Source organism: Nocardia sp. NBC_01009, assembly GCF_045208035.1.
Lineage (GTDB): Bacteria > Actinomycetota > Actinomycetes > Mycobacteriales > Mycobacteriaceae > Nocardia.
In genome coordinates this window covers 2,384,161-2,408,736 of the sequence record NZ_CP108695.1, presented here as the reverse complement: position 1 = coordinate 2,408,736, position 24,576 = coordinate 2,384,161, and the positions used below count along the sequence as shown (strand labels likewise).

At 65.1% G+C, this 24,576-nt stretch carries 26 protein-coding genes; 12 read left to right on the top strand and 14 right to left on the bottom strand.

The features are described from left to right. Window positions 1–324: 324 nt before the first annotated feature. Both OHA42_RS10615 and OHA42_RS10610 read right to left on the bottom strand, forming a co-directional pair. Window positions 325–1,614, bottom strand: coding sequence for a thymidine phosphorylase (locus OHA42_RS10615; protein ID WP_406236594.1), 1,290 nt, complete (start codon window positions 1,612–1,614; stop codon window positions 325–327). 98 nt (window positions 1,615–1,712) lie between these two features. After that, on the bottom strand, window positions 1,713–2,114 hold the full coding sequence (locus OHA42_RS10610) for a cytidine deaminase (protein ID WP_328409600.1): 402 nt from the start codon (window positions 2,112–2,114) through the stop codon (window positions 1,713–1,715). 302 nt (window positions 2,115–2,416) lie between these two features. On the opposite strand from OHA42_RS10610, the gene sdhC reads away from it, so the two are divergent. From sdhC to OHA42_RS10590, 4 genes are all read left to right on the top strand, one after another. Continuing rightward, a complete protein-coding gene (gene sdhC / locus OHA42_RS10605; RefSeq protein ID WP_406236593.1) occupies window positions 2,417–2,815 on the top strand; it encodes a succinate dehydrogenase, cytochrome b556 subunit in 399 nt (132 codons plus the stop codon). 5 nt (window positions 2,816–2,820) lie between these two features. After that, window positions 2,821–3,252, top strand: coding sequence for a succinate dehydrogenase hydrophobic membrane anchor subunit (locus OHA42_RS10600; protein WP_406236592.1), 432 nt, complete (start codon window positions 2,821–2,823; stop codon window positions 3,250–3,252). Between the two features lie 93 nt (window positions 3,253–3,345). Then, on the top strand, window positions 3,346–5,112 hold the full coding sequence (gene sdhA / locus OHA42_RS10595) for a succinate dehydrogenase flavoprotein subunit (protein WP_406236591.1): 1,767 nt from the start codon (window positions 3,346–3,348) through the stop codon (window positions 5,110–5,112). Further along, window positions 5,112–5,885 carry a succinate dehydrogenase iron-sulfur subunit gene (locus OHA42_RS10590; RefSeq protein ID WP_328409593.1) on the top strand — a complete coding sequence of 258 codons (774 nt, stop codon included), beginning with the start codon at window positions 5,112–5,114 and terminating at the stop codon, window positions 5,883–5,885. The genes sdhA and OHA42_RS10590 overlap by 1 nt, the downstream gene beginning before the upstream one ends. A 118-nt stretch (window positions 5,886–6,003) precedes the next feature. On the opposite strand, the gene OHA42_RS10585 is transcribed toward OHA42_RS10590, so the two are convergent. The 3 genes from OHA42_RS10585 to OHA42_RS10575 are packed head-to-tail and all read right to left on the bottom strand — an operon-like array spanning window position 6,004 to window position 7,921. Further along, complete coding sequence (locus tag OHA42_RS10585; RefSeq protein ID WP_406236590.1) at window positions 6,004–6,750, bottom strand: SDR family NAD(P)-dependent oxidoreductase; 747 nt, start codon at window positions 6,748–6,750, stop codon at window positions 6,004–6,006. Then, entirely contained in the window at window positions 6,743–7,186 is a 444-nt protein-coding gene (locus tag OHA42_RS10580; protein ID WP_406236589.1) for an SRPBCC domain-containing protein, read from the bottom strand. The genes OHA42_RS10585 and OHA42_RS10580 overlap by 8 nt, the downstream gene beginning before the upstream one ends. Before the next feature lie 30 nt (window positions 7,187–7,216). Next, complete coding sequence (locus OHA42_RS10575) at window positions 7,217–7,921, bottom strand: SDR family NAD(P)-dependent oxidoreductase (protein WP_406236588.1); 705 nt, start codon at window positions 7,919–7,921, stop codon at window positions 7,217–7,219. A gap of 181 nt (window positions 7,922–8,102) precedes the next feature. Here OHA42_RS10575 and OHA42_RS10570 point away from each other — a divergent pair, with 181 nt between their 5' ends. Further along, window positions 8,103–9,104: a sigma-70 family RNA polymerase sigma factor gene (locus OHA42_RS10570; protein WP_406236587.1), complete on the top strand. Its 1,002-nt coding sequence runs from the start codon at window positions 8,103–8,105 to the stop codon at window positions 9,102–9,104. Between the two features lie 87 nt (window positions 9,105–9,191). Here the strand turns inward: OHA42_RS10570 and OHA42_RS10565 are convergent, their stop codons facing one another. From OHA42_RS10565 to OHA42_RS10550, 4 genes are all read right to left on the bottom strand, one after another. Continuing rightward, window positions 9,192–9,602 (bottom strand): hypothetical protein, encoded by a 411-nt coding sequence (locus OHA42_RS10565; protein WP_406236586.1) that lies wholly within the window; start codon window positions 9,600–9,602, stop codon window positions 9,192–9,194. Window positions 9,603–9,913: 311 nt separating this feature from the next. Then, window positions 9,914–11,158 carry a tryptophan synthase subunit beta gene (gene trpB, locus OHA42_RS10560; RefSeq protein WP_406236585.1) on the bottom strand — a complete coding sequence of 415 codons (1,245 nt, stop codon included), beginning with the start codon at window positions 11,156–11,158 and terminating at the stop codon, window positions 9,914–9,916. Window positions 11,159–11,301: 143 nt separating this feature from the next. Continuing rightward, the gene (locus tag OHA42_RS10555) at window positions 11,302–11,979 is read right to left on the bottom strand and encodes a RadC family protein (RefSeq protein WP_406236584.1); all 678 of its coding nucleotides are present in this window, start codon (window positions 11,977–11,979) and stop codon (window positions 11,302–11,304) included. A gap of 184 nt (window positions 11,980–12,163) precedes the next feature. Continuing rightward, complete coding sequence (locus tag OHA42_RS10550) at window positions 12,164–12,370, bottom strand: type II toxin-antitoxin system VapB family antitoxin (RefSeq protein ID WP_328409574.1); 207 nt, start codon at window positions 12,368–12,370, stop codon at window positions 12,164–12,166. A gap of 258 nt (window positions 12,371–12,628) precedes the next feature. Here OHA42_RS10550 and OHA42_RS10545 point away from each other — a divergent pair, with 258 nt between their 5' ends. Both OHA42_RS10545 and OHA42_RS10540 read left to right on the top strand, forming a co-directional pair. Continuing rightward, entirely contained in the window at window positions 12,629–13,516 is an 888-nt protein-coding gene (locus OHA42_RS10545) for a phenylalanine 4-monooxygenase (RefSeq protein WP_406236583.1), read from the top strand. 230 nt (window positions 13,517–13,746) lie between these two features. Continuing rightward, entirely contained in the window at window positions 13,747–14,424 is a 678-nt protein-coding gene (locus OHA42_RS10540; protein WP_328409570.1) for an ester cyclase, read from the top strand. A gap of 18 nt (window positions 14,425–14,442) precedes the next feature. Here OHA42_RS10540 and OHA42_RS10535 read toward each other — a convergent pair whose 3' ends face one another. After that, window positions 14,443–15,066 carry a TetR family transcriptional regulator gene (locus tag OHA42_RS10535; RefSeq protein ID WP_406236582.1) on the bottom strand — a complete coding sequence of 208 codons (624 nt, stop codon included), beginning with the start codon at window positions 15,064–15,066 and terminating at the stop codon, window positions 14,443–14,445. After that, window positions 15,056–16,597: an MFS transporter gene (locus OHA42_RS10530; RefSeq protein WP_406236581.1), complete on the bottom strand. Its 1,542-nt coding sequence runs from the start codon at window positions 16,595–16,597 to the stop codon at window positions 15,056–15,058. Before OHA42_RS10530 ends, OHA42_RS10535 begins: the two co-directional genes overlap by 11 nt. Window positions 16,598–16,749: 152 nt before the next feature. Here OHA42_RS10530 and OHA42_RS10525 point away from each other — a divergent pair, with 152 nt between their 5' ends. Further along, complete coding sequence (locus tag OHA42_RS10525) at window positions 16,750–18,048, top strand: D-alanyl-D-alanine carboxypeptidase family protein (RefSeq protein ID WP_406236580.1); 1,299 nt, start codon at window positions 16,750–16,752, stop codon at window positions 18,046–18,048. A gap of 1,160 nt (window positions 18,049–19,208) precedes the next feature. On the opposite strand, the gene OHA42_RS10520 is transcribed toward OHA42_RS10525, so the two are convergent. The 3 genes from OHA42_RS10520 to OHA42_RS10510 all read right to left on the bottom strand — a co-directional run bounded on the left by OHA42_RS10520 (window position 19,209) and on the right by OHA42_RS10510 (window position 21,045). Beyond that, window positions 19,209–19,670: a hypothetical protein gene (locus tag OHA42_RS10520; protein ID WP_406236579.1), complete on the bottom strand. Its 462-nt coding sequence runs from the start codon at window positions 19,668–19,670 to the stop codon at window positions 19,209–19,211. 293 nt (window positions 19,671–19,963) lie between these two features. Beyond that, window positions 19,964–20,146, bottom strand: a complete 183-nt coding sequence (locus tag OHA42_RS10515) for a DUF397 domain-containing protein (RefSeq protein ID WP_406239269.1) — start codon at window positions 20,144–20,146, stop codon at window positions 19,964–19,966. Between the two features lie 14 nt (window positions 20,147–20,160). Continuing rightward, the gene (locus OHA42_RS10510; RefSeq protein WP_406236578.1) at window positions 20,161–21,045 is read right to left on the bottom strand and encodes a helix-turn-helix domain-containing protein; all 885 of its coding nucleotides are present in this window, start codon (window positions 21,043–21,045) and stop codon (window positions 20,161–20,163) included. 356 nt (window positions 21,046–21,401) lie between these two features. On the opposite strand from OHA42_RS10510, the gene OHA42_RS10505 reads away from it, so the two are divergent. Genes OHA42_RS10505 through OHA42_RS10490 form a run of 4 tightly spaced genes read left to right on the top strand, consistent with a single transcriptional unit; the run spans window position 21,402 to window position 24,521 of the window. Next, on the top strand, window positions 21,402–21,767 hold the full coding sequence (locus OHA42_RS10505) for a hypothetical protein (protein ID WP_406236577.1): 366 nt from the start codon (window positions 21,402–21,404) through the stop codon (window positions 21,765–21,767). Window positions 21,768–21,772: 5 nt separating this feature from the next. Further along, the gene (locus tag OHA42_RS10500) at window positions 21,773–22,414 is read left to right on the top strand and encodes a DUF3558 domain-containing protein (protein ID WP_406236576.1); all 642 of its coding nucleotides are present in this window, start codon (window positions 21,773–21,775) and stop codon (window positions 22,412–22,414) included. A gap of 2 nt (window positions 22,415–22,416) precedes the next feature. Then, window positions 22,417–23,814, top strand: a complete 1,398-nt coding sequence (locus tag OHA42_RS10495; RefSeq protein ID WP_406236575.1) for a hypothetical protein — start codon at window positions 22,417–22,419, stop codon at window positions 23,812–23,814. Continuing rightward, the gene (locus tag OHA42_RS10490; protein ID WP_406236574.1) at window positions 23,811–24,521 is read left to right on the top strand and encodes an ESX secretion-associated protein EspG; all 711 of its coding nucleotides are present in this window, start codon (window positions 23,811–23,813) and stop codon (window positions 24,519–24,521) included. Before OHA42_RS10495 ends, OHA42_RS10490 begins: the two co-directional genes overlap by 4 nt. The last annotated feature ends 55 nt before the right edge of the window (window positions 24,522–24,576 follow it).

The following is a 24,576-nucleotide window of genomic DNA, read 5'->3' as shown; positions in this document are numbered from 1 at the left end:
CCGAAACCGCCGCCGACGTGCTGGCGTTCCCGACCGGCCGCATCGGGCATCCGATTGCGGTGGCGACGGGTTCCCTTGGCAGCCAAGGCATTCGACCGATATGCGTGCCAACGTCGGCACATCAGGAGGCCGCCGATGATCATGGTGGCGGAGGAGACTTGTTGCTCCGGGGCCGACAAGTCAGGCGGGCAGCGTCGGTGGGCAGCCCGGCAAGCGCAACCATGTGGTCAGCGGCATGGCGATGCCCACGTCGGCGCGTGCGCGGCAAGGCCGGTAGCGACACTCGGTACGGGATCGCGGTCGGCCGCAGAGATGCCGATCGAGTCAGTGACCGATTCGTCCGAGAATCAACGGCGCGTCCAGCTTCGGTCCCACCTCATCGATCGTGATAGCTCCTTCCAGCGCCGCCACAGCGCCGGAGAACGCCTCCGGAGTATCGGTATGCAGGGTGAGCACGGGTTGGCCCGCGGTGACGGAATCACCCGGCTTGGCATGCATCTCGATGCCCGCACCGGCTTGCACCGGGTCGCCCTGCCTGGCGCGGCCCGCGCCGAGCCGCCATGCGGCGATACCGACACCCATGGCGTCGAGGCCGGTGAGCACCCCGTCGTGCTCGGCGCGCACGATTTCGGTGTGCTTCGCGCGGGGTAGCGGCGCGTCCGGGTCGCCGCCCTGTGCCTGGATCATGGCGCGCCAGTGGTCCATGGCGCGGCCGTCGGCCAGTGCATCGGCGGGGTCGACGTCGAGCCCGGCCTGCGCGACCATCTCCCGAGCCAGGGTGAGGGTCAGCTCGACGACATCGGCAGGCCCGCCGCCCGCGAGCACCTCCACCGACTCGGCGACCTCGAGCGCATTGCCCGCGGTGCGTCCGAGTGGAGTGTCCATCGCGGTCAGCAGCGCGACGGTTCGCACTCCCGCGTCGGTGCCGAGTTCGACCATCGCCGTCGCCAATTCGCGGGCGCCCTCGATGGTCTTCAAGAACGCGCCCGCGCCGACCTTCACATCCAGCACCAGCGCGGCGGTGCCCTCGGCGATCTTCTTGCTCATGATCGAACTGGCTATCAACGGAATGGATTCGACAGTCCCGGTGACATCGCGCAACGCGTAGAGCCGCTTGTCCGCGGGAGCCAGATCGGCGCCCGCCGCGCACACCACGGCGCCGATGTCGGGATCTGTCAATATCTCGCGCATCCGCGGCACTGACACATCGGCCCGCCAGCCGGCGATGGCCTCGAGCTTGTCCAGCGTGCCGCCGGTGTGGCCGAGCCCCCGCCCGGACAGCTGCGGCACCGCCGCACCACAGGCCGCGACCAACGGCGCCAGCGGCAGCGTGATCTTGTCCCCGACGCCGCCCGTCGAATGCTTGTCCACCGTCGGCCGCGGCAGATCGGTGAAGTCCATCCGACGGCCGGAGGAAATCATCGCGGCGGTCCAGCGCGCGGTCTCGCGCCGCGTCATCCCTCGCCAGACAATGGCCATCGCCAACGCCGCCATCTGCTCGTCGGCCACCGCCCCCTTGGTGAATCCGTCGACCACCCAGTCGATCTGCGCGTCCGACAGCTCCCCGCCGTCCCGCTTGGTGGTGATGATCGAAACCGCGTCCCATGCCGTCACAGCCGCCAGTCTGGCACGGGACACGTTCGAGCCCTGGTTCCTGTCGGCGGCCTCCGATAGCCTCGCCGCATCATTCGTTCGAAGGCTGGGGCCGATAGTTACTGCTGCCCGGCGTCCAGGTCGTCGGGACCGAAGGCATCGGGCAGCAAGGTTCGCAGCGCAACGGGTCCGGACTTGTGGTCGATCAAAAGATCGGCGCCGCCGTGCTCGTGGAGCAACTGCCGGCACCGCCCACAGGGCATCAGGATTTCGCCGCGAGAATCGGCCACAGAGACCGCTATCAAGCGGCCGCCACCACCCGAAAATAAGTTACCGATGAGTACGCATTCGGCACACAGGCCCAACCCATATGAGACATTTTCCACATTGCATCCGCTTACAATTCGACCGTCGGCACTGAGCGCCGCCGCGCCGACCGGGAACCGCGAGTACGGCGCATAGGCGTTGCGCATGACTCGAATTGCATTGTCGCGCAATATATTCCAGTCGATTTCCGACATCGACGACCTCCCGTGAACCAGCCCGAATCGGGCCGCGCGAGGACTGCCGCGCAACCCTTCACGCATCAAGAAAGGTAAACCTAACTCTCCGGAATGTCGCGCAACGCACGGCACGCCGAATTAGTTCCGGCATTGCGAGGGGATTAGAGTCCACAACAGATCGGTTCAGGTTCCCGGCGGCGGGCCCCGCGTTAGCTCTTTGGCACAGCAAAACGCAGCCACCTGGGCATTCGCCCCTTTTTGCATGCCGGCGTCGGATCTGTAACCGGGTCCATCAACGACGTTGGAGGCGACCGCACTCTATGACCACGATAGAAGCTCCGGCACAGCCGAAGCGGAAGACGCTGTACCGAGGCGACCCCGGAATGTGGTCCTGGGCGCTGCACCGGATCACCGGTGTCACCATCTTCTTCTTCCTCTTCGTGCACGTCTTGGACACCGCACTGGTTCGGGTCAGCCCCGATACCTACAACGAGGCAATCGAGATCTACAAGAACCCCCTCGTCGCGCTGATGGAGATGGGCCTTGTCGTCTGCGTGCTGTTCCACGCGCTCAACGGCGTCCGCGTGATCCTGGTCGACTTCTGGTCCAAGGGACCGAAGTACCAGCGTCTGATGCTCTGGATCATCCTCGCGGTCTGGTTCCTGCTGGCGGTACCCGCGATCGGGCGTCAGTTCTTCTACCTGTTCACGGAGCACTGATCACTATGAGCGCACCCGTTATCGGTAAGTCCTATGACCGGCCTGCGAGCCTCGATCTGCCGCGGTCCCCGCGGTCGCGGTCGACCGGCAACTTCGAGAAGTACGCATGGCTGTTCATGCGGTTCTCCGGCCTGCTGCTGATCGTGCTCGTGCTCGGTCACATGGCGATCATGCTGCTGCTCGACGGCGGCGTGAAGCGACTGAACTTCGCCTTCGTGGCCGGTCGCTGGTCCAGCCCGTTCTGGCAGTTCTGGGACCTCACCATGCTGTGGCTGGCTCAGCTGCACGGCGGCAACGGCCTGCGCACGGTGATCGCGGACTACTCCCGCAAGGACTCGACCCGGTTCTGGCTGAACACCGCGCTGGCCATCTCGATGGTCCTCGTGGTTGGCGTCGGCACCTACGTCATCTTCACCTTCGACCCCAACATCAGTTAGGAACAGGCCACCTCCGATGAGTGAGCGCAGCGAACGAATCATCGACACGGCGTGTTTCACACATGCCGGAACCGAGCGCAGCGAGGTGCAGGCATGAGTGAATCGCGGATTCAGGAGCATCGCTACGACGTCGTGATCGTCGGTGCCGGTGGCGCCGGCATGCGCGCGGCGATCGAGGCCGGGCCCCGGGCGCGAACCGCCGTGCTGACCAAGCTGTACCCGACCCGCAGCCACACCGGTGCGGCGCAGGGTGGCATGTGCGCCGCACTGGCCAACGTCGAAGAAGACAACTGGGAATGGCATACCTTCGACACTGTCAAAGGTGGTGACTACCTGGTCGACCAGGACGCCGCGGAGATCATGGCCAAGGAGGCCATCGACGCGGTGATGGACCTGGAAAAGATGGGTCTGCCGTTCAACCGCACGCCCGAGGGCAAGATCGACCAGCGCCGCTTCGGCGGGCACACCCGCGATCACGGCAAGGCCCCGGTCCGCCGCGCCTGCTACGCCGCCGACCGCACCGGTCACATGATCCTGCAGACCCTCTACCAGAACTGCGTCAAGCACGACGTGGAGTTCTACAACGAGTTCTACGTGCTCGACCTGGTGCTGACCGACTCCGACCGCGGCCCCGTCGCGACCGGCGTCGTCGCCTATGAGCTGGCCACCGGCGACCTCCACGTCTTCCACGCGAAGTCGATCGTGTTCGCCACCGGCGGTTCGGGCCGGATGTACAAGACCACCTCGAACGCGCACACGCTGACCGGTGACGGCATGGCGATCGTGTTCCGCAAGGGTCTGCCGCTGGAGGACATGGAGTTCCACCAGTTCCATCCGACAGGTCTGGCCGGACTCGGCATCCTCATCTCCGAAGCCGTCCGCGGTGAGGGCGGCATCCTGCGCAACGCCAGCGGTGAGCGCTTCATGGAGCGCTACGCCCCCACCATCAAGGACCTCGCGCCGCGTGACATCGTCGCCCGCTCGATGGTGCTCGAGGTGCTCGAGGGTCGCGGCGCGGGACCGAACAAGGATTACGTCTACATCGACGTGACCCACCTCGGCGAGGACGTGCTCGAGGAGAAGCTGCCCGATATCACCGAGTTCGCCCGCACCTACCTGGGTGTGGACCCGGTGACCGAGCTGGTGCCGGTCATGCCGACCTGTCACTACGTGATGGGTGGCATCCCGACCAAGATCCGCGGCGAGGTGCTGCGCAACAACACCGACGTGGTGCCCGGCCTGTACGCGGCGGGCGAGTGCGCGTGCGTCTCGGTGCACGGCTCCAACCGTCTCGGCACCAATTCGCTGCTGGACATCAACGTGTTCGGCCGCCGCGCGGGCATCGCCGCCGCGGAGTACGCGCAGCGCTCCGAATTCGTGGACATGCCGGAGAACCCGGCGCAGATGGTGCAGGACTGGCTCGCGTTGATCCTGTCCGACCACGGCAACGAGCGCGTCGCCGACATCCGCACCGAGCTGCAGTACACGATGGACATGAATGCCGCCGTGTTCCGGACCGAGGACACCCTCAAGCAGGCCCTCACCGATATCCATGCACTCAAGGATCGCTACAAGCGGATCACGGTGCAGGACAAGGGCAAGCGCTACAACAGCGACCTGCTCGAGGCCGTCGAGCTGGGCTTCCTGCTCGAGCTGGCCGAGGTCACCGTGGTCGGTGCGCTCAACCGCAAGGAATCACGCGGCGGCCACGCCCGCGAGGACTACCCGGACCGCGACGACGTGAACTTCATGCGGCACACGATGGCTTACAAGGAGGGCGCGGAGCTCATCTCCGATATCCGCCTCGACTTCAAGCCGGTAGTGCAGACCCGCTACGAGCCGATGGAGCGTAAGTACTGATGACTGCTGTAGCCGAAGCACCCTCATCACAGAAGCCCGCGCCGATCCCCGAGGGTTCGGTCATGGTCACCGTCAAGGTTGCCCGGTTCAACCCGGAGGACGACAAGGGCGCGCACTGGGAGTCGTTCCAGGTGCCGGTTCTGTCGACCGACCGCTTCCTGAACGTGCTGATCTACATCAAGTCCTACCTGGACGGCACGCTCACCTTCCGGCGCTCCTGTGCGCACGGTGTGTGCGGCTCCGACGCCATGCGGATCAACGGTGTGAACCGGCTGGCCTGCAAGGTGCTGATGAAGGACATGCTGCCCAAGGACGGCAAGTCCATCACCCTCACCGTCGAGCCCATTCGCGGCCTGCCCGTGGAGAAGGACCTCGTGGTGAACATGGAGCCGTTCTTCGACGCGTTCCGTGCGGTGAAGCCCTACCTGATCACCTCGGGTAACGAGCCGACCCGCGAACGCATCCAGAGCCAGGCCGACCGCGCCAGGTTCGACGACACCACCAAGTGCATCCTCTGCGCCTGCTGCACCACCTCCTGCCCCGTGTACTGGACCGACGGCAGCTACTTCGGCCCGGCCGCGATCGTGAACGCCCACCGCTTCATCTTCGACAGCCGCGACGAAGCCGCCCGCGAGCGCCTCGACATCCTCAACGACGTCGAAGGGGTCTGGCGCTGCCGCACCACCTTCAACTGCACCGACGCCTGCCCCCGCGGCATCGAGGTCACCAAGGCCATCCAGGAAGTCAAGCGCGCACTGCTGTTCGCCCGCTAGCCTTTCCGACCCGGTTCAGTAGAACGAAGGCCGCCTCCATCGAAAGATGAAGGCGGCCTTCGTCGTTCCCGTAAGCGGGCGGCGCGGAACCGACGGGTATCGCCTCCCGCGCCACGGGTCACGGCAACTGCTGTAGCCCGGCCGCGGTGAGCATGTACTCGGGGGCGCTGGTCTCGGGGTCGGCCCGAACCAGTTCCACCAGGGCGGACCCCGCTATCTCGGGGGTCAACAGGTCGCCCGATGCCTGCAGGAATTCCTCTTCGGTGCGACCGCTGCGGGCCGCGTAGGCCCGAAAGCCTCGTCTGCCCACGTCTCCGTGTGGAGTCATCCTGGGCATGATCGTCGTCAGGGTGATGTCCAGGCCGGCACGGCGCGATTCATCTTGTGTGTACGCCGCGATAAAACGCTGAGTGGCCTTGGACCCGGCGTAACCACCGCTGGCAGGTGATCCGTTGATGGCGGCCCCGCTGCTCACCACCACCACCCTGCTGCCAGGCGGCAGTGGCTTCAGCAGTGCCTCCCGAAGCCAGGTGAACGCGATCTTGACGTCGGAATGCCAGTTCACGGAGAAGGTTTCCCACGTCTGGTGCTGGAGCGGACGCATGACCGGGTTGGCGCCGGCGACCAGGATGAGGACCTCCGGCTCGTATCGGTCCAGCAAGCTCCATGCCGCCGTCGCGTCTGCCGCATCCGCGGTTTCGGTCCGAACGCCGGCATTGGTCGCGGCCAGCTCGGCGAGTTCAGAGCCGGTCCTGGCGACGGCGACCACGGGAGCACCCGCCTCGGCGAATGCGGCAGCGATCCCTCGACCCAGGCCGCGACCGGCGCCGACTACGAGTGTGGTCCGGCTCGACAGGTCACTCATGGCCCGACCGCCCAGTCCCCGCCACGATCAGGTTCCGCAAACTGCCGTTGATGTAGGAGCCCCACGCATCCGAGCAGGCATCGAAACACTCGTACTCCGGGACCAAACCGAAGTGCGTGAAGCGAACCTGTGTCCCTTCATCTTTCTCGGACAGCTCGAAAGAAATCCTTGTGCCCTTCCACTCGGTTCTGTCTTCGACAAAATTTGGGCCGCCTTCGACAACAAGCCACACGACCCGTTCGCCGGGGATGGATTCCGTTATCCGCTGCTTGGAATGGTGTAAATCTTGGTAGCGGTAGGTGAACTCATCGCCGAGTTCGCTGGTACCGCCTTCGATCTCCCCCGACCACCAGCCGCGAACGTTGGTGATGGCATTGAATACTTCTGCCGGTGTTCGATCGACCGTGAAGGTGGTTGTGTAGCTTTCTGCATTCATGGTTCGCTCCATTTCCTGGTGGCGGGTTGTTCATGCCACAACGGGTGTGACGACAAAAGACGCGTTCTGGCGCTCGAGCGCCTTGGCGGCACCGCCGAGCCAACCCTCGGCCACGGACGCCGACATCGGATCGGGGAAGATGTCCTCCTCACCCTTCTCGAGTCCGTCGAAGATGCCTCGTGCCGCGGACTCCGGCGCGGCCTTCGGAATGTCGAAGGCCGCGTTCATGTCCGTGTCGACGGGGCCGGTCAGGACGGCATGAACACGCACGCCCTGACCTGCCAGCAAGGCGCGCAACGATTGCGACAGGGAGAACGCGGCCGCCTTGGAGATCGAGTAGGCCGGAATCACCGGCAACGGGGCCAAGGCAGCCAGCGAAAGACCATTGACGATGGCGCCGCCAGAACGGGTGAGCAGGGGCAAGAAGGCCAGGGTCATGTCATACATGCCGTAGAAGTTGACGGCGAGGGACTGGTCGATCGCGGCACGATCGCTCACCTCGTCGTACAAACACACGCCCGCGTTGTTGATGAGAATGTCGAGGGATTCGACGCTCTCGACAGCTGCCCGAATCTGCTCGGCGTCTGTCACGTCGAGCGTCAGCGGCGTGACGCGCGCGTCCGGGTGGTCCATGGGCTGGCGTGTCCCCGCGTACACCCGCCGGGCACCTCTGCGCAGGGCCTCCTCGACCAGCGCCTTTCCGATACCGCGGTTGGCACCGGTCACCAGAACCACTTTGTCGGCGATTGTCATACAAACTCCTCGCAACGAATCACACTGTCGAAGAGGTAGACACCGAGCCGTCGAGAAACTGGGCGCACAGTCACCGCCCAGTTCGCGGCTCGGGCGGTGTCTCTATAGAGAGGTCGACTAGGAGACTGGAGAAAGATGTGACGCGAGGGTGGAGTGATGGCACGTGGTGAGCACCGACTTGATCGCCAGGGCTCGGGCCGGAGACGGCGCCGCGTTCCGAGAGCTGACCGAACCGCACCGTCGCGAGCTACAGGTGCACTGTTACCGCATGCTCGGGTCCTTCCAGGACGCCGAGGACGCACTGCAGGACACGCTGCTGGCCGCCTGGCAAGGCCTCGACGGGTTTGCGGGACGCGCCTCGATTCGCACCTGGCTCTACCGGATCGCCACCAACCGCTGCCTCAACGCGTTGCGCTCGGCCAGCCGACGCCCGGCCAAGGAGTGGGACATCCCCGGAGTTGAGCCGCCGGAGCCGAATCGGCTCGGCGAAATCGTCTGGCTGGAGCCGTATCCCGATGCCCTCCTCGAGGGCGGGATCGACGTGCCCCTCGGCCCCGAGGCACGTTATGAACAGACCGAATCGATATCCCTGGCCTTCGTGACCGCGCTACAGATCCTGCCTGCCCGCCAGCGGGCCGTCCTCATTTTGCGAGAGGTCCTCGGATACCACGCCGACGAGGTGGCCGACATGCTCGATGTGACCGTCGGTTCGGTCAACAGCCTCCTCAAACGAGCCCGCGCCGGCCTTCAGCAGCGGCTGCCGCCGAGCGAGGATCCGGCGCCCGCGCCCCACTCACCTGCCGAGCAAGCACTCGCGGCAAAGTTCGTCAGCGCCTACCAGGCCGGCGATATCGAAGCGCTTGTCGCACTGCTCACCACCGATGTCCGCGTCTCCATGCCGCCGATTCCCCTCGAATACCACGGCCGTGACGCCGTGGCCCGCTTCTACGCCAGCATCATCGGCCAGGGCCGGACCTATGACTTCGTGCCGACGCGGGCAAATGGTCAGCCTGCGTTCGGGGCCTACCTCCGCGCTCCCGACGGCATCCGCCACGCGACCGGCATCATCGTCCTCACCCTCGCCGGCGACCGGATCTGCGCCATCACCCGATTCGACAACAGCGTGCTCCCACGGTTCGGGCTGCCGCGGTCACTCCCCGACTGATGCTCGACATTCACCAGAGACCGGGGACGAGGCGTTGGGTGTCGGCTCAGTAGATGTCGCAGATTCGGCCGAGTATCTCTGCGCAGGTCAGCCGAAGCTGCCGGTCGGCGGCTTGCCGGTCACATCGACAATGATCACGTCTGTCGTCGACGCATAGTCGTGGTTGCCGGTCGGGCGCGACCATGCGCACGCACCACGCACTCGCACCTGTCCGGTCGGGAGCCCGCCCAGCGAGGACTGAACCGTCTGACCCGCTTCGGCGAAGGAGGTGGGGTTGTTGCCGCCGAATATCTCTCCGGTGGCTTCGTTGAACGCCCAGCAGACGCCCCGGTCGTTCGGGTTGTGGAATGTCGCCGATACGGTTCCGGGCAGGGTGAAGACCTCGATCGTCGGGGGTTCAGCCCCCGGTGCGGCGGTGGCAGTGGCGCCGGAGGCGAGTGTTCCCGCCAGTGCGGGTAGGGCGAGCAATCCGGCAAGCGCGAGTCGTCGATTGGTCATGATCGCCATCCTGCCATCGGCCCGGCCGGTCACAGCGATGCAGGCCGCTGTCGTTCACCACCGCTGAAGCGCGAATCCCCCTGGGCTGCATCTGGTTTCCCGCCGATCCCGCGATCGACGGAAAAGATCCCAGCGATGGGGACCACTCGACAACGCCCACATAACTGCAACGGCGCGGCAGTCGGGATTGCCGTGCTGACCTTCCTCGTCGCGCTGACCTTCCGCAACCCGAGCCCGGCGAACTGATCTCCGCGCCATCACAGGCCCGAGAAACATGGCAGGCCGACAACGGCAGGCGGCACACACCGCCGTCAGGCTCCGACACCCAATCGCTGTGCCGCGATCGCCAGATCCTTGTCACCGCGACCGGACAGGCCGAGCACGATCACCGAATCCGCAGGCAGCTCGCCGTCCTCGGCCATTTCCATCAAATATCCGACGGCATGGGCGGATTCGAGGGCGGCGATGATGCCTTCGCTGCGACTGAGTGCCTGCATGCCCCGCAGCGCGGCTTCGTCGTTCGCGGCTCGGTAGGTGACACGGCCGGTGTCCTTGAGGTAGCTGAGTTCGGGGCCGACGCCCGGGTAGTCGAGGCCCGCCGCGATGCTGTGGGTTCGGCTGATCTGACCGTCTTCGTCCTGGAGGAGATAGCTGTAGGCGCCGTCCATTTCGCCGGGGCTGCCCGCGCTGAGACTGGCCGCGTGTTCGCCGGTCTCGATGCCCCGGCCTGCGGCCTCGACACCGATCAACCGGACCTGCGGATCGTCGGCGAACGAGTGGAACAGACCGATGGCGTTGCTGCCGCCGCCGACGCAGGCCATGACGTAGTCGGGCAGTTGCCCTTCCGATTTCAAGATCTGAGCCCTGGCCTCGATGCCGATCACCGTTTGTAAATCGCGCACGATCTTCGGGTACGGCGCCGGGCCCGCCGCCGTACCGAACAGGTAGTAGGTGGTCTCCACGTTCGCCACCCAGTCGCGGACCGATTCGCTGATCGCGTCTTTGAGCCTGCGACTGCCGGTGTGCACCGCGCGCACCTCGGCGCCGAGCATGCTCATCCGCACCACATTGGATGCCTGTCGTCGCATATCGTCGGCGCCCATGTAGATCACGCAGGTCAGGCCGAGCATCGAGCACACCGTCGCGACCGCGACACCGTGCTGGCCCGCACCGGTCTCGGCGATGATCCGACTCTTGCCCATCCGTTTGGCCAGCAGTACCTGCCCCAGCGCATTGTTGATCTTGTGTGCGCCGGTGTGTGCCATGTCTTCGCGCTTCAGATAGACCCGCAGCCCCGGCACCGCAAGCGATTCGGCGAATCGCGGCACCTGGTGAAACAGCGTCGGGCGGCCGACTCGGTCGCGCAGCAAAGCCGCGAGCTCGTCGATGAAGCCGGGATCGATGCGGGCCAGACTGTAGGCCTCGTCCAACTCCAGCAACGCGGCCATCAGACCTTCCGGAACGTACCTACCGCCGAATTCGCCGAACCTGCCGTGATCGTCCGGAAATACCCCATGCTGATAGGCGTTTCGTGCCGCGAAGTGGTCAATAGTCATCAGCACCAACGCTTTCGCTGTCGAGGATCCGGCACCGAGTCTGTGCTATTGAGACGAGCGTTCGGCAACGGCCTGGTAAACACTCGGTCTAACCCAGATCCTCCAGCTGAGCAACCGACCGGTTTACCGGGACTGGGAAGCCCTCAGCTGCGAGTGAGCGCCGGAACGCTCGCCCACCGCTCCCCCGCGATCACCACGTGCGCCAGAAATCGCAAGCCGACAGTCGCGGCGGCTTCGGTGAGCAACGTTGTGGCACGCCGGTCGTCGAAGCTCGGCGTCGGGTCGCCGGAGGGGTGATTGTGCACGAGCGCGAAAGCTCGACCGTCGTGACGAAGCACGGTATTGAGGATTTCGCGGACCGGGACAGCCACCTGGTCGATGGCGCCTTCCGCGACGAATACCTTCTGCCGCAATCGATTCTGGACATCGCAGACGAGCACGAGGAGCCGCTCGACGCGGGCGCCTGCAAACAGCGGCCCCGCGACCCGCACGACATCCGCAGCGCCGTCCAAACGGCATACGACCTCAGGGCTGTTGCGCGCTCGCGAGCCGAGGTGGAAAGCGGCAACCACCGCAGCGGCCTTTGCCACGCCCACTCCGGTGCGGCGGGACAGTTCCTCGGGGCGCGCTCCGGCCAGGCCGGTCAGCCCGCCGTATTCGGCGAGCAGATCGATGGCCATTTCCAGCACACTCTCACCGCGCCGACCCTGGCGAAGCAACAATGCGAGCAGCTCGCCGTCGCTGAGCGCCTGCGGACCGAGCGCGAGCAGCCGCTCACGTGGTCGTTGACCGTATGGCAGGTTGGCAATGGGTACCGACATCAGATCCCCCTCGAATGCGGTGCGATCCTCGGATCATGCCAGTGCTCACCGACATGTTGCCCACTGCCGATACCTGCCGGGATTCGGGGAGACAGTCACTCCCTGATCGATCCGGTACCGCCCGCCACACCGGCCGGACGTCTACTTCCTTCGCGGCGACCGAACTCCGCCGCCCGCGCCCGGGCTAGCCGTCGGCCACAGTGATGACTTCCGGTCCCGGCAGCGCGGACAACACACCCGCAGCCAGCCGCTCCAGATGATGAAGCTGTCGCTCGTGCACCACAATTCGGCGCAGGGCCTCGTTGATGGTGGCGTTGCTGGATGAGGTGCCCATGATAGAGGCGGCCGCGGCCAACAACTTCTGGTCGAGATCGATCCGCACGGTTCTCATGCGTCCTCCTTCGTACATTCGCCATCTTGCGTCATAAAGGAGGATCATGTCCGGTGAATCGCACATAGTCCGCGGCGTCAGCCCGCAGGACCGGTGGGTGCACGAGCAATCGCGGCTCTGGTCACTACTGATCAGAAACACCTCCCGATGCCGCCATCGGCGCCGGGAAGAGCGTCCAAAAGCCCTTCCAGCTAGGCAATTTGCGCATCTGGCTGGGCTTTTGTTGTCGGCGGGCCCAAGCAGTGCTTGCCTGGAGGCATGTTCACCGAGGCTCAGCTGTATTCGCCTGTGACCCGCAGCGGCACGGGCGACGTAACGGTGCACCTGAGCGATGAGCACCCCGGCGTGCACGACCCGGACTACCGGGCACGCCGGAACGCGATCGCCGCGCAGGCACTGGACTACGGACCCGGCAAGCCGGTGCCGCGGGTCGACTACACCGCAGAAGAACAGGAAGTGTGGCGCATCGTCTCGGCCGAACTGGCCCGCAAGCACGAGCGGTACGCCTGCACGGAAGTCCTGGAGGCCTCGGCTCGGCTCGGGCTCCCGCAGGACCGCATCCCCCAACTCGACGAGGTCTCCGCCGCGCTGACCCCGCTGACCGGCTTCCGCTACGTCCCGGCCGCAGGGCTGGTGCCGCTGCGCGAGTTCTTCGGCTCCTTCGCCGATCGCACCTTCCACTCCACCCAGTACATTCGGCACCACTCGGCTCCGCTGTACACCCCGGAGCCGGACGCCATCCATGAGATCATCGGTCACGCCAACCAGATCGCCAGCCCGCGTTTCGCCGCGATCTACGAGACGGTCGGCGCGGCCGTCGCCCGGCTCGGCACCGATACCGCATTGAAGTTCCTCGCCGATGTCTTCTGGTTCTCGATGGAGTTCGGCGTGGTCCGCGAGCACGGCGAAGTCCGGTGCTACGGAGCCGGACTGTTGTCGTCCTACGGCGAGATCGAAGAGTTCCGCCATGCTGATCTGCGCCCGCTCGACGTGGTCGCGATGGGCACCGCGACCTACGACATCACCCACTATCAGCCCGTGCTGTACTGCGCCGAATCGGTGTCCGAGATCGAGGATGTCATCGGCGGTTTCTTCGCCACCATGGACGACGACACTCCGTTGCGAGCCGCGGCCCATTCCCGTTGAAATCAGCGGGTCGGTGTCGGCCCCGAACCCGCCGAAGCATGGAAAGCATTCACCCCCAACGGTTTCCACCGATGAAACTGTGACATTCCACAACCCGTGACATCGTCCCTGGCCACCGCTGCGCGCCAGGGCTCATTGCCGTCGCACGCCCCGAAACATGTCGAGACAACCGATCGAGCGGCTGTTACCTTCGACGCGTTGATCGCACGCGAAAGGGGCGGGAAGCCGAAATGTCCGTTGATACAACAGATTCCACACCTGAGGCAGAAACACCACTGTGGCTCCAAGGCCGCGATGCCGTGGTCGCGGCGACGCCCGCCGAAGACTGGCGCGGCGCGCCACCGGACTACCACCTGACCAACCAGATCGTGCCGCGCGAGCGCACCACCAACCACGAGGCGGGCTCACTGGAGGCCATCGTCGAGGACCTGGTGCGGGTGTTCGAGATGGAGGTCTCACACAAGAAGGATCCGGCGACCTGGGTTTCGCTGGTGGCAGCGCACTACCGCGGCCGGGTGAACGGCGGCCCATGGCAGAACGCCGAGGAGTTCGCCAGGATCGGCAGCTACAACATCCTCATCGGCGACAACCCGTACTACGAGGTGGATGCCGAGACCTTCGAGTCCTCGCACCAGACGTTCCACACCGCATTCCCGAACGGCTTCTTCTGGGAGGTCCTCGAAGTACTGGCAGGCCCGCCCGCCGTCACCTTTCGCTGGCGCCACTGGGGCAACTACGACGGCGCCTACAAAGACCACCAGCCGACCGGCGAACAGATCGAGATGTTCGGTGTGACCATCGCCAGGGTCTCCGACGATCTGCGCATCCTCGAACTGGAGCACTTCTACGACAACAACAAGCTGCTCGGCCCCCTGGCCCACGGCTGCCCGGTGACGAAGTCCTCCTAATTCTTCCGCGCAGGCACGTCAGGGCCGCTCGGTCGGCTCAGTCTTGCCGAGCGGCAGCCCTGCCTCGAGGAAATCCAGTGCGCGAGTGAGGTTCTCGGCGTTGAGGGGCGAGGTGGTCCCGATCGCCAATGCGGCGCCCGCGATCGCACCCGTCGCCACCCGCACCTCGAAGTCCATCGGGTCCCTGCCCATCCGCTCAGCCAACATGCCCGCCATCAACTCGATACTGCGCTCGAACTCGGCTCCGATGGCCGAACGCAATTCGGGCACGTGATAGAGCAGCGCCTGCCGCTCTTGCTCGAACGCCACCTCCGCCTCGGGCAGATTCGCGAAGACCCCGGCGGCCGCATTACGGAAGGCGGTCAGCGGCGCAACGTCCAGCGGTTGCGCTCGCAGTGCCTCGATCATCAGTGGATCGAGGTCATCGGCGAGCACCAACTGATCCTTGGTCGGGAAATAGCGGAAGAAGGTGCTCGGCGAGACCTCGGCCGCCGCGGCGATCTGCTCGATCGTGGTCTCGCCGTAGCCCTGCTCACGGAATAGCCGGAACGCTTCGACACGAATCGTCCGGCGGGTCCGTTCCTTCTTCCGCTCCCGCAGTCCGGGCACAGCGGGCCCGTCACCGGGTAGTTCAACCGACATGTGTCGATTCTGTCGCATCGACGTCGGTGAGCGCCGCAGGCACCGCCTCGTCGGCTCGGACCGCCACCGATCGACGCGGCAGCACCCAGAGTGCCAGCGGGACCGCGACGGCGCTGATGGCCGCGCACACCCACAGCATCGCTCCCATTCCACTGACGAATGCCGACTGCACATGTTCGAGCATGCCCGCTTCGCCGGTCGACTTGGCTACGGCAACACCGGAATTCACGCTGTCGCTGATCGGGTCGACGTTCAGGTCGCCGAGTTCGCTGCGGTAGACGGTGGCCAACACCGTGCCGAGCAGCGCCACCGCGATCGTGCCCGCCGCTTGCCGCAACGCTTGCAACAGTGCCGAGCCCATGCCGGCGCGGGCTACCTCGAGGTCGTCCATCGCAACCGCCATGCTCACCGGCAGACCGAGCCCCATGCCCGCACCGACCAGGCCGATCCAGACCGCGGCGTACCAGTACTCGGTGCCGACCGAGGTCAGCGCGCCCAGACCGAGTCCGAGCGCGAGCACCACCAGGCCCGCCGCCACCATCAGTCGCGCACCGAGCTTCGGCAGCAGACCGTCGCTGAGCCGCGATCCGACCAGCAGGCCGCCGATCATGGGGAGCAATCGCAGTCCGCTGCCGAGCGCGTCGGTACCGAGCACGGCCTGGTAGTACTGCGGCACGGTGAAGAACAGGCCGAACATCCCGAAGGTGATGAGGACGGCGAACACCGCGCCCCAGCGGAAGCCACGGCTGGTGAACAGGCCGAGATCGATCAGCGGGAAGGCCGTCCGGCGCTGCCACCCGATGAACAGTGCGAGCACAATCGCACCGGCGATCAGCGCGCCCCAGCCGAGCCCGTTGCCCCAGCCCTCGTCGCCGAGGCGAATGAATCCGTAAGTCACACCGAGCATTCCGGCCACGGACAACACCGTGCCCGGCAGATCCAGCGGACGCCGGTCGGGATTGCGTGACTCCGGAACCAGACCCGCAACCGCGACCGCGCCGAGCACGACCATCGGGACATTGATCAGGAAGACCGAGCCCCACCAGAAGTTGTCGATCAGCCAGCCGCCCAGGATCGGACCGAGCGGCAACCCCAATGCCGTCGAGGTGATCCAGATATTCATGGCCCGCGCCCGCTCCTCCGAGCTCGGAAACAGCACCGGCAGCACGGCCAACGACAGCGGCATCATCGCCGCCGCCGCGACACCGAGCACCACCCGTGCCGCGATGAGCTGACCGGCGGTCGCGGCGAATGCGCAGGCCAGCGAGGCCGCACCGAACAGGACCAGCGCCCCGAGCAGGATCTTCTTGCGGCCGTACCGATCCCCGAGCGCGCCGGCGGGCAGCATCACCGCGGCGAGCGCCAGCGTGTAGGAGGTGCTGAACCATTGCAGCGCACCGTTATTCGCATTCAGGTCTACAGCCAGCGTGGGTAACGCGACGGTCAGCACCGTGATGTCGAGGCCGATGGTCAGCATGGCGACCGCCAGCGCACCGAGCGCCAGCCAGCGGCGGGTCGAGTCCGTATTCATGAGGCTCCAATAAATGGTAGTTACATCTTTTTGATAGTAACTCTCATTTACTAGTGTCTGTCAATACTTGGCGCGGCGCGCCGACACGCTCCGCGCCGTCCGGCGAGTCATAGCCGAACTCAGTCCGGCTGCGCCCATTAGGCTCTCTGCCGATGAGCATCCGGGACTTTCACCTCCGCACCGCGCTGTGCCTCGGCGCCGCACTGACCATTGCGGCCGTGACCGGGGGCGCCACCGCGGCTCCGGCGCCCGCGACACCGCCGAGCAGCACGACGACCGCGCCGTTCAGCACCCCGAACACCGACGGCTGCCCGCAGAAGATCAGACCGCCCGCGCCGATCGACGAGTCCGAGGTGCCCTCGCCCGGCGAGCCGACGCCGTCGGCATTGCCCGTGCCCTCCCCTCCGCTCGGCGGCGCGCGGATGGGCGAATGCGGTGTGGTGATCCCCAAGGGCGCGCCGCCGGTGCCACAAGATATTTCGGCGACGGCCTGGCTGGTCTCGGATCTGGACACCGGCGAGGTGCTCGCTGCCAAGGATCCGCACGGCCGCTACCGCCCGGCCAGCACCATCAAGGTGCTGCTCGCGACGGTGGCGCTGCGCAAACTCGATCTGAACAAGGTGGTCACCGGCACTCAGGAAGACGCCAACGTCGACGGCACCAAGGTCGGCATCGGTCCCGGCGGCCGCTACACCAACCGGCAGCTGATGCAGGCGCTGATCATGGCGTCCGGCAATGACGCCGCGCACGCCATCGCGGCTCAGCTCGGCGGGGATGCGGGCGCGGTGGCGCAGATGAACGAACTGGCAAAGTCGTTGCACGCCTTGGACACCCGCACCGCGAGCCCATCCGGCCTCGACGGCCCCGGGATGAGTACCTCCGCCTACGACCTGACGGTGCTGTTCCGTGAGGCCATGTCGATCCCGCTGTTCGCCGAGCTCATCCACACCGAGGAGGTCGACTTCCCCGGCTACCCCAAGAGCCCGGAGAACCCCGACGACAAGGACCACCCCGGCTTCCCCATCGGCAACGACAACCACCTGCTGTACGAATACGAGGGCGCGATCGGCGGCAAGACCGGCTTCACCGACGACGCCAGGCAGACCTTCGTCGCCGCCGCCGAACGCGACGGCCGCAGGCTCGCGGTGACGCTGCTGAAGGCCGACGTCAAGCCGCTACGCCCCTTCCTCCAGGCCGCCCGCCTCCTCGACTACGGCTTCGCCCTCCCCAAGGGTGCCGACGTCGGTCAACTCCCCGACAGCAGCGCCAAGCCGTCGAAAACCGGTGCGGTGCTGGCGTCCCCACCGCCGAAGGACAACGATCAGGAGGTACAGGCCAGTGCCGAGGACAACGATCGTGCAGGCACCAGAACACTGCTCGTGGTCGGTGGCATCGTGGTCGTACTTGCCCTGCTCCTCGGCGCCCGCCGCAGGAACAAGTCGCGATTCTGACCATTGCTGCTACTGGTGCCACCCCTCTGGGCACCAGTAGCAGCGGATCAGATCGGTAATTTTCTTGTTCGTTGGTTTCGACGCGCGAACAACGATCTTGGTTCCATCGATTCAGCGATCTGCCGCGATGCGGGCCAGCGACGGCGACCGGGCATCTTGCGCAGTTCCGACGACGTCAACCAGCCACCACCCGCAACGACACGCGAAACAGATTCCGCACAAGCTAAGGCTTACAAAGGCTTTCGTGCAGCGGCATCGCGTCGGCACGATTGACAAACCGAACGACGCTAGCGAGGGTGGCAGCGTCCGCCGGATTGGCGGCAGGTATCGCGAGTGGGGGTTTGATGCCGATTCCAGAGAAGAGAACGCTGTCCGCGTCGACGGCCAGCGGTTGCCGTGAGGTGCAGTGATGGCCGGCCGAGGGTTCTACAACCACTCGCAGGCGGCGAGTTTCAGTGATGCATCGGTTGATGGGGACAACAAATCCAACTGGAAGATCGTGTAATCGTGTCCATTGAAGGGTTCCGCAGCGTGGCCGCATGGGAAAGGGGGCTCCGCCTGTTCGAACTCGTTCTCGGAGCAACACCGGCCACCCTGATCGGGTGTGGACTCATGTTCACATTCGTCGGCGAATGGGCGGGAGTCGGTCCCATCCAGCGAGTTGCGATCGGGTTAGCGTTGGCAGTGCAGCCGATGGCGATCGCGATCAGCCGACGAGAGCCGCCACAGGGTTGACTCCTTGTCACACTTCGAAGCGCTTTTTTCACGACATATGCGGCGGTGGTGGTGGCAACGATTCTCAAGTTTTCGGACGGGAACTGGGAATTCTTGTCAATCACGATCTACTTCGCGCAGGCCACTTCGCTCCACGTTTTGTATGAACGCTGTGTCAAACCGACTAAGCCGCTCGGTAGCAGATGAGCCTTTTCATCCTGCCCTGAGGGCAATTGTCGCAGCGACTCGCTGGGCGGCGGGTCGTTGCGAGGATGAGTAAATCCTATGGTGAACGGCGTTTCTTCCTACCACTACCAGAGACAACAGTGGGTCTCAGTGAGCCTTTCCGGGTAGTGGTCGGTTCGGTGGCTCGAGCTGGCGACACGCCGGAAGGGGTTGTAGTGCAATGGGAAAGCAGAGTATCGGTAGAAAGAGTTCTTGCGATCCTACTCGGCTTCTGCGTGCCGCTGGATGGCCCGTGAGAACTCCGCCATAGAGCCCTCCAAGTCAGTCCGCCCGGCGTCGTCCGCGTCGAGCAGCGGCAGCTCTCGAGTGGCGAACTCATTGACGGCCTGCCAGACAGCGTCAAGGACCTGTGCGGCGTCGGTGTCGGCGATCTTGACGCGGCCGGCGCGAACACTCATCCTCCGTTTCATGAGGGTGAGGTTGAGCGAGAAATACGAGGACATTCCCGTGTAGTCGAATCCGCCTCGTCCCCGCTCGACCAGCGTGCACAGCTCGTCGAGCAACACCCCGACAGATACAAAGATCATCATGGGGCCCACGCCATCGTCCTTGGACGAGGCACTGCCCAGATCGCCGACGACCTCCATGTCGCCGAAGTCGAACCCGGTCGGACCCAGGTCGTCGGGATTGTCCTCGTGGCGGGAGAACTCGAAGATGATCATTGAGCCTCTCTGGGTGGTGATCGGCCAGGTGGCCTGAGTTGGCGACAGGCCGGAAGTGGTTGTGGTGCAACGAGGAAGCGCAGAACCTCGGGTATGAAGGTGGTCCGTCGAAAGATCAACTTCATAGAGGTCCTGCGCGAGATGAGTGTGACATACACAGCGGTGCTGCCGATCGCCGCTCGCTGGTATGCGACGCACGGCCGATGGCGTTGTGCCACAGCCGAAAGCTTGGGCTTGGGTCAGGGTTCAATGGACTCGAAGCCATCGATCTCAGCAGAGCGCGGACAGTGCTGTCACCTATCGAACTCGCCGCGCGTTGCCGCGCTTGTGAAGGCCGACCACTCGGCAGTGGTGAACGTCAGCGCCGGGCCGGAGGGGTTCTTCGAATCACGCACGCCGACGAGACTATTCGGGAGAAACGCGACTTCGACACAGTTCCTGGAGCCGTCGCTGCGACTGCTCTTGAACCACGACACATTTGACTGTTCGTTCACCACGACCCGTACTCCTTTGCTACTTGTCGCAACAGTTCTCGGCTGGCCACAGCGTCCAAGGAGCTTTGCTGAAGGCAACCATATGCCTGATGATATCGCCGAACGATATGAGGTTTCGAGAGATAAAGCTCGCCTATGTAGGACTCCGAGTACACGACCGGCGGTTCGATCTGCCTCCCCTTCTGGTCGGCACCGAACTCGAGGACAACAAATGGTCCAACCTGCTCCCTCAACGGTGAACCCACGCTGAACGGCAGCACCCGCACACTGACGTTGGACCGAGTTCCCATGTCCGACAAATGCTTCAGCTGGGTGGCCATGACCCGGGGGCCGCCGACCACACCCCTGAGTACCGACTCTCGCACGATGACGTCAAGCGTTGCTGGCTTGTATTTCCGAGTGATACGGGCCTGCCGCCGCATACGGAAATGAACCCGACGTGCATGCTCCTCGGCACAGTCCTCCGGATACGCGGCACGTATCACCCCACTGGCATATGCGGAAGTCTGTAGCAAGCCCGGCACAAATTCGGGCTCGTAGGTCGCCAGCTTGCATGCCGCGGCTTCCAGACCTGCGTAGATATGGAAGCCGTTCGGAATCACGTCGCCGTACTCACGCCACCAGCTCTGCTCGTTTGCCTGTGCCGCAAGGCCGTTCATCGCCGCTGCGTGGTCCGCGTCGAACTCGTAGATCTTGCTCAGCGCCTCGAGGTCGGCACCGCGCAGATGCGACACCACGCCCTTCTCGATACGTTGCAGCGTGCTGGCACTGCGCTCGATCAGCTCGGCCGCCTGATGGAGCGTTAGCCCGCATTCCTCCCTCCCGGTACGCAGATACTTTCCCAACTGTCGCCGCGCCAGCGTCGATCCGTCCTCCGACATGCCCGCCTCCCATCAGGATTCATCGCTCGCACCAGCAGACCACGCCACCATCCCCCAGGGCGGCAACCCCGCGAATTCTCATGCAATCAGCACATAACCCCAGGAAGAATTTCGTTTCACGGCGGTTTCGCACCGCAGTTGGGCACCGGCACAGGCCCGTTAGACGCGCCGGTCCGATCCGCTACAAACCCGGACCCCGTGCGCAGGCCGAGTGGGACTCGGCGTCTGAGCCGCGACACGCGCCAAAACCGCAGGACCGATCCCGGTCGAACCGACCCCCACGTCCCAACGGAACCGATCGCCTATGTCGTGCGTCCAGTAAAGTGAGCGGGCAAATGCCAAGGGAGGGCCAGTCGATGGAAGTGGGGCAGTCAGCGGCGAACGCGCTGTACCAGGACGCCGTAGGGGGAACATTTCGGATGGAGGCCGATGCCGCCCGACGGTGCGCGGACGTATACACCAGATTGCTCGACACGACCCTGGACCCGCAGATCAAACGATCACTCGATTTGCACCGACTCAATGGCTTTGGGGGGTTCGACTCAGCTCAGCAACTTCAATCTGGGTTTTCAGACAAGGCAGGGAAGATGACCGAGGCGCTCAAGGGGATGAGAGAGGCCGCCCTCAAGATGGCGGCGGCCTACCTGCGGGCCGGTCAATTGGTGGAGGAAGCCGACGCGATGTACGCGAAATCGATCAACACCGCTACCCCGGAGGTGTAGTCCCCATGGCGGGAATCCGCAGTTCTGTGCTGGTACTGCTAGCGGCGTCGGTGATCCCGTTGGCGGCGGGCTGCACAACTGACAACGACGCGGCGCAGCACCCAGCAGAGTCAGGTCAGGCCACCACGTCGTCCACCGGCACGCAATCGTCCCGGCCGACGCTTACGGCTCCAAAGCTCCAGCCGCCGCAACAGGACAACAAATACTCCGCTAGCACAGGCCGATCAAAGGTCGTTTTCGATCCCTGCACCTGGATCAGTGATGTAACCATTCAAAAGGCAGGATTCGAACCCGCCTCCCGAAAACGCGGTGACGATCTGGTCGCCGAGTACAGCTTCCTGACCTGCGATTTTTCTTCGCCAACAAAAGACCTGAGTTTGAACTCGGGAAACGCATCCTGGGATGAAGACCTCAAGAAGGTCGGCTCATACAGCGAGCCGACCACCGTCAATGGCCGCGAAGCCGTATGGGTCCGCGACCCAACCCCGGCACTGCGACGAAGCTGCCAGATCGACGTGCGAACGAAGGTGGGCTTCGTACAGATCGCAGTCGATCTGACCGACCAGGTTGCACGGGGTACCGACCCATGCGTCGGACTACTCGACATCGCAACCACCATCGAGCCGGAAATCGGCAAGGACAACTGACGATGACCGGCTCGTATATCAATATCAATGACAATCCGGCGGCACTGAGCACGTTCGGCGCTGGGGACAAACCTGATGTCGCCCAGCCGAGTTCGCGGTCACGCGCCCAACAGCAGGGTGCGGAGGGGGCTCAGCAGTCGGTTTCCGACAACGGTGCCGATCCGGCGTATATCGCCCGGATGGAACAGTTCGAGGGACACACGCACGAGGAGATCTACCGCAACGTCACGCAGATGAGTCCGGGTGTCATGCATCAGCAGGCCGACACATGGATCAGCATCGCCGACACGCTGAGCGGCGGACTGCTCGGCATGCATATCGCAATCCAGAAGGCCCTGGCCGACGGTGTAGAGGGACAGATGGCCGACGCGGCTGTCGCCGCTGCGCAGAAGTTCTACCAGCAGGCCAGCGATGTCCAGCAGGTAATCAGCACCTGCGGGCACCGGGTAAAGGGAGTCGCGCACGCCGCCGAGGTCATCAAGATGTCGGTGCCCCCGCCGAGCGCGGCGCAAGGGCAAGCGGGCTCGGCCACCACGCTGGACCCGGCGCAGGTGATCATCTCCGCGGTGGGTGCGGGGCTGGTAGGCGACGGGGACAGCTCTGAGGTCGCCTATCAACGCGGTGTGGAGGCGCTTTACCGCACGGCGATCGACACCATGAACAACAGCTACAAACCGTCCTATGGGCCTGCCGGGACCGGAGTCCCAACCTTCGTGCCCGTCTCGTTGCCGGGTGACGGTGGAGGCGGCGGCGATCCCGGCGGCGGCAATGGCAGCGGTGGCGGTGGCGGTGGCGGTAATGGCAGCGGTGGCGGCAACCCGGGCGATCAACCGACATCGGAGCCCCCGACCTCGGTGGAACCCGCCGGGTCCGGCCAGAATTCGGGCGCTGAGCAGCAATCGGCGCAGACCCCCACCACCCCCAGTGCCAGTACCGCGCCCGCCGCGGCGACCGTTCCCGACGCGGGAGCGCTCGGTTCGGGGCAGCCGGGCGGCCCCGGCACGTCTCCACCCGGCGGCCCCGGCACATCCCCACCCGGAGGTGGCGGCCCACCCAAACCCGGCACACCCGGGCCCGGTGGGATCGGTACTCCGAGCCCAGGACGCAGCATCAGCGGCCAACCGACCGCTGGAAGTCCCGCCGCGGCAACGGCTTCCGCGGCCAATCGCGCGGGGGCAGCCGGTCGGCCCGGCATGTCCGGCATGCCGTCGGCCGGTGCGGGGAAAAAGCAAGACGACTCCGAGTCGGCTCGCAAAACCCCCGACTACCTGATCGTGAATCGTGAAGAAGAACTACTCGGCGCACCCCAGCGGCTGGTGCCGCCGACGATCGGCGATGACGCGCCGGCAGCCCAGCAAAGTCCGCCGCAGCGCTCGAGCAACGAAGACCACTACCAATGATGTGGGAGTTCACGTCCGACGAGTTCATGCATATCTGGCGGGAGACGGGCGCGGATCGATATCCGTTCCCGCTTCGCCTGATCGCGTCGACGCGGTGGGAAGACGAACACGAACAGCTCACCCGCCAGCTCGACCAGCGTCTCCCGCCGCACGGCGACCCGGACCTATCGGCCGTGTTGCGGGTGGCGGCTGATCCCGAAACATCGTTGGCGCTCACCGGAACCCGGACCCGTCCGATACGGGCGTACGGCGCGATCGACGCCGATATCGGCGTAACACTGGTCCAACGCCCGGGCCCCACAAAAGATTTCGGTGGCAATGTCGTCATCGAGGTCGGCACCTCGGCGATCGTGCCCAAGGTGTTCACCGCCGTGCTCGGCAACGTGTCGCCCGGTCGCCATCGCGCCATCGCCGAAGACCTCGAGCTTCTGCGCGTGGGCCTCGAATCCTGGACCGGCACAAAGGAAACCGCGGCCGACCGGATCTGCCGCCTGCTTCGCGCCCCCCGATCCGGGTCCGGAACCCTGGAAGCCCTCCGCGACTTGCGCGGTGCGCGACCGTCCACACCGGAGTACCTGAACTGGTTCGATGTCGACGGCGACGGGCGTTATCTCTACCGCCGCCAGTACAACGAATTCCACATCGTGCCCTGCGACCAGGCCACGATAGGTCGCGAAATAAGCCGCCTGGCACACGCCGTTCGGTAGTGCCGACCACCTATCCACCGAATACCTACCCGCACAACAGCTATCCGCCGCCTTC

Excerpts from the sequence above, each read along its gene's own strand:
- OHA42_RS10610 (WP_328409600.1), bottom strand. The coding sequence starts at position 2,114 with ATGTCGGAAATCGACTGGAATATATTGCGCGACAATGCAATTCGAGTC.
- sdhC (WP_406236593.1), top strand. The coding sequence starts at position 2,417 with ATGACCACGATAGAAGCTCCGGCACAGCCGAAGCGGAAGACGCTGTAC.
- OHA42_RS10600 (WP_406236592.1), top strand. The coding sequence starts at position 2,821 with ATGAGCGCACCCGTTATCGGTAAGTCCTATGACCGGCCTGCGAGCCTC.
- sdhA (WP_406236591.1), top strand. The coding sequence starts at position 3,346 with ATGAGTGAATCGCGGATTCAGGAGCATCGCTACGACGTCGTGATCGTC.
- OHA42_RS10590 (WP_328409593.1), top strand. The coding sequence starts at position 5,112 with ATGACTGCTGTAGCCGAAGCACCCTCATCACAGAAGCCCGCGCCGATC.
- OHA42_RS10585 (WP_406236590.1), bottom strand. The coding sequence starts at position 6,750 with ATGAGTGACCTGTCGAGCCGGACCACACTCGTAGTCGGCGCCGGTCGC.
- OHA42_RS10580 (WP_406236589.1), bottom strand. The coding sequence starts at position 7,186 with ATGAATGCAGAAAGCTACACAACCACCTTCACGGTCGATCGAACACCG.
- OHA42_RS10565 (WP_406236586.1), bottom strand. The coding sequence starts at position 9,602 with ATGACCAATCGACGACTCGCGCTTGCCGGATTGCTCGCCCTACCCGCA.
- trpB (WP_406236585.1), bottom strand. The coding sequence starts at position 11,158 with ATGACTATTGACCACTTCGCGGCACGAAACGCCTATCAGCATGGGGTA.
- OHA42_RS10555 (WP_406236584.1), bottom strand. The coding sequence starts at position 11,979 with ATGTCGGTACCCATTGCCAACCTGCCATACGGTCAACGACCACGTGAG.
- OHA42_RS10550 (WP_328409574.1), bottom strand. The coding sequence starts at position 12,370 with ATGAGAACCGTGCGGATCGATCTCGACCAGAAGTTGTTGGCCGCGGCC.
- OHA42_RS10545 (WP_406236583.1), top strand. The coding sequence starts at position 12,629 with ATGTTCACCGAGGCTCAGCTGTATTCGCCTGTGACCCGCAGCGGCACG.
- OHA42_RS10540 (WP_328409570.1), top strand. The coding sequence starts at position 13,747 with ATGTCCGTTGATACAACAGATTCCACACCTGAGGCAGAAACACCACTG.
- OHA42_RS10535 (WP_406236582.1), bottom strand. The coding sequence starts at position 15,066 with ATGTCGGTTGAACTACCCGGTGACGGGCCCGCTGTGCCCGGACTGCGG.
- OHA42_RS10530 (WP_406236581.1), bottom strand. The coding sequence starts at position 16,597 with ATGAATACGGACTCGACCCGCCGCTGGCTGGCGCTCGGTGCGCTGGCG.
- OHA42_RS10525 (WP_406236580.1), top strand. The coding sequence starts at position 16,750 with ATGAGCATCCGGGACTTTCACCTCCGCACCGCGCTGTGCCTCGGCGCC.
- OHA42_RS10520 (WP_406236579.1), bottom strand. The coding sequence starts at position 19,670 with ATGATCATCTTCGAGTTCTCCCGCCACGAGGACAATCCCGACGACCTG.
- OHA42_RS10510 (WP_406236578.1), bottom strand. The coding sequence starts at position 21,045 with ATGTCGGAGGACGGATCGACGCTGGCGCGGCGACAGTTGGGAAAGTAT.
- OHA42_RS10505 (WP_406236577.1), top strand. The coding sequence starts at position 21,402 with ATGGAAGTGGGGCAGTCAGCGGCGAACGCGCTGTACCAGGACGCCGTA.
- OHA42_RS10500 (WP_406236576.1), top strand. The coding sequence starts at position 21,773 with ATGGCGGGAATCCGCAGTTCTGTGCTGGTACTGCTAGCGGCGTCGGTG.
- OHA42_RS10495 (WP_406236575.1), top strand. The coding sequence starts at position 22,417 with ATGACCGGCTCGTATATCAATATCAATGACAATCCGGCGGCACTGAGC.
- OHA42_RS10490 (WP_406236574.1), top strand. The coding sequence starts at position 23,811 with ATGATGTGGGAGTTCACGTCCGACGAGTTCATGCATATCTGGCGGGAG.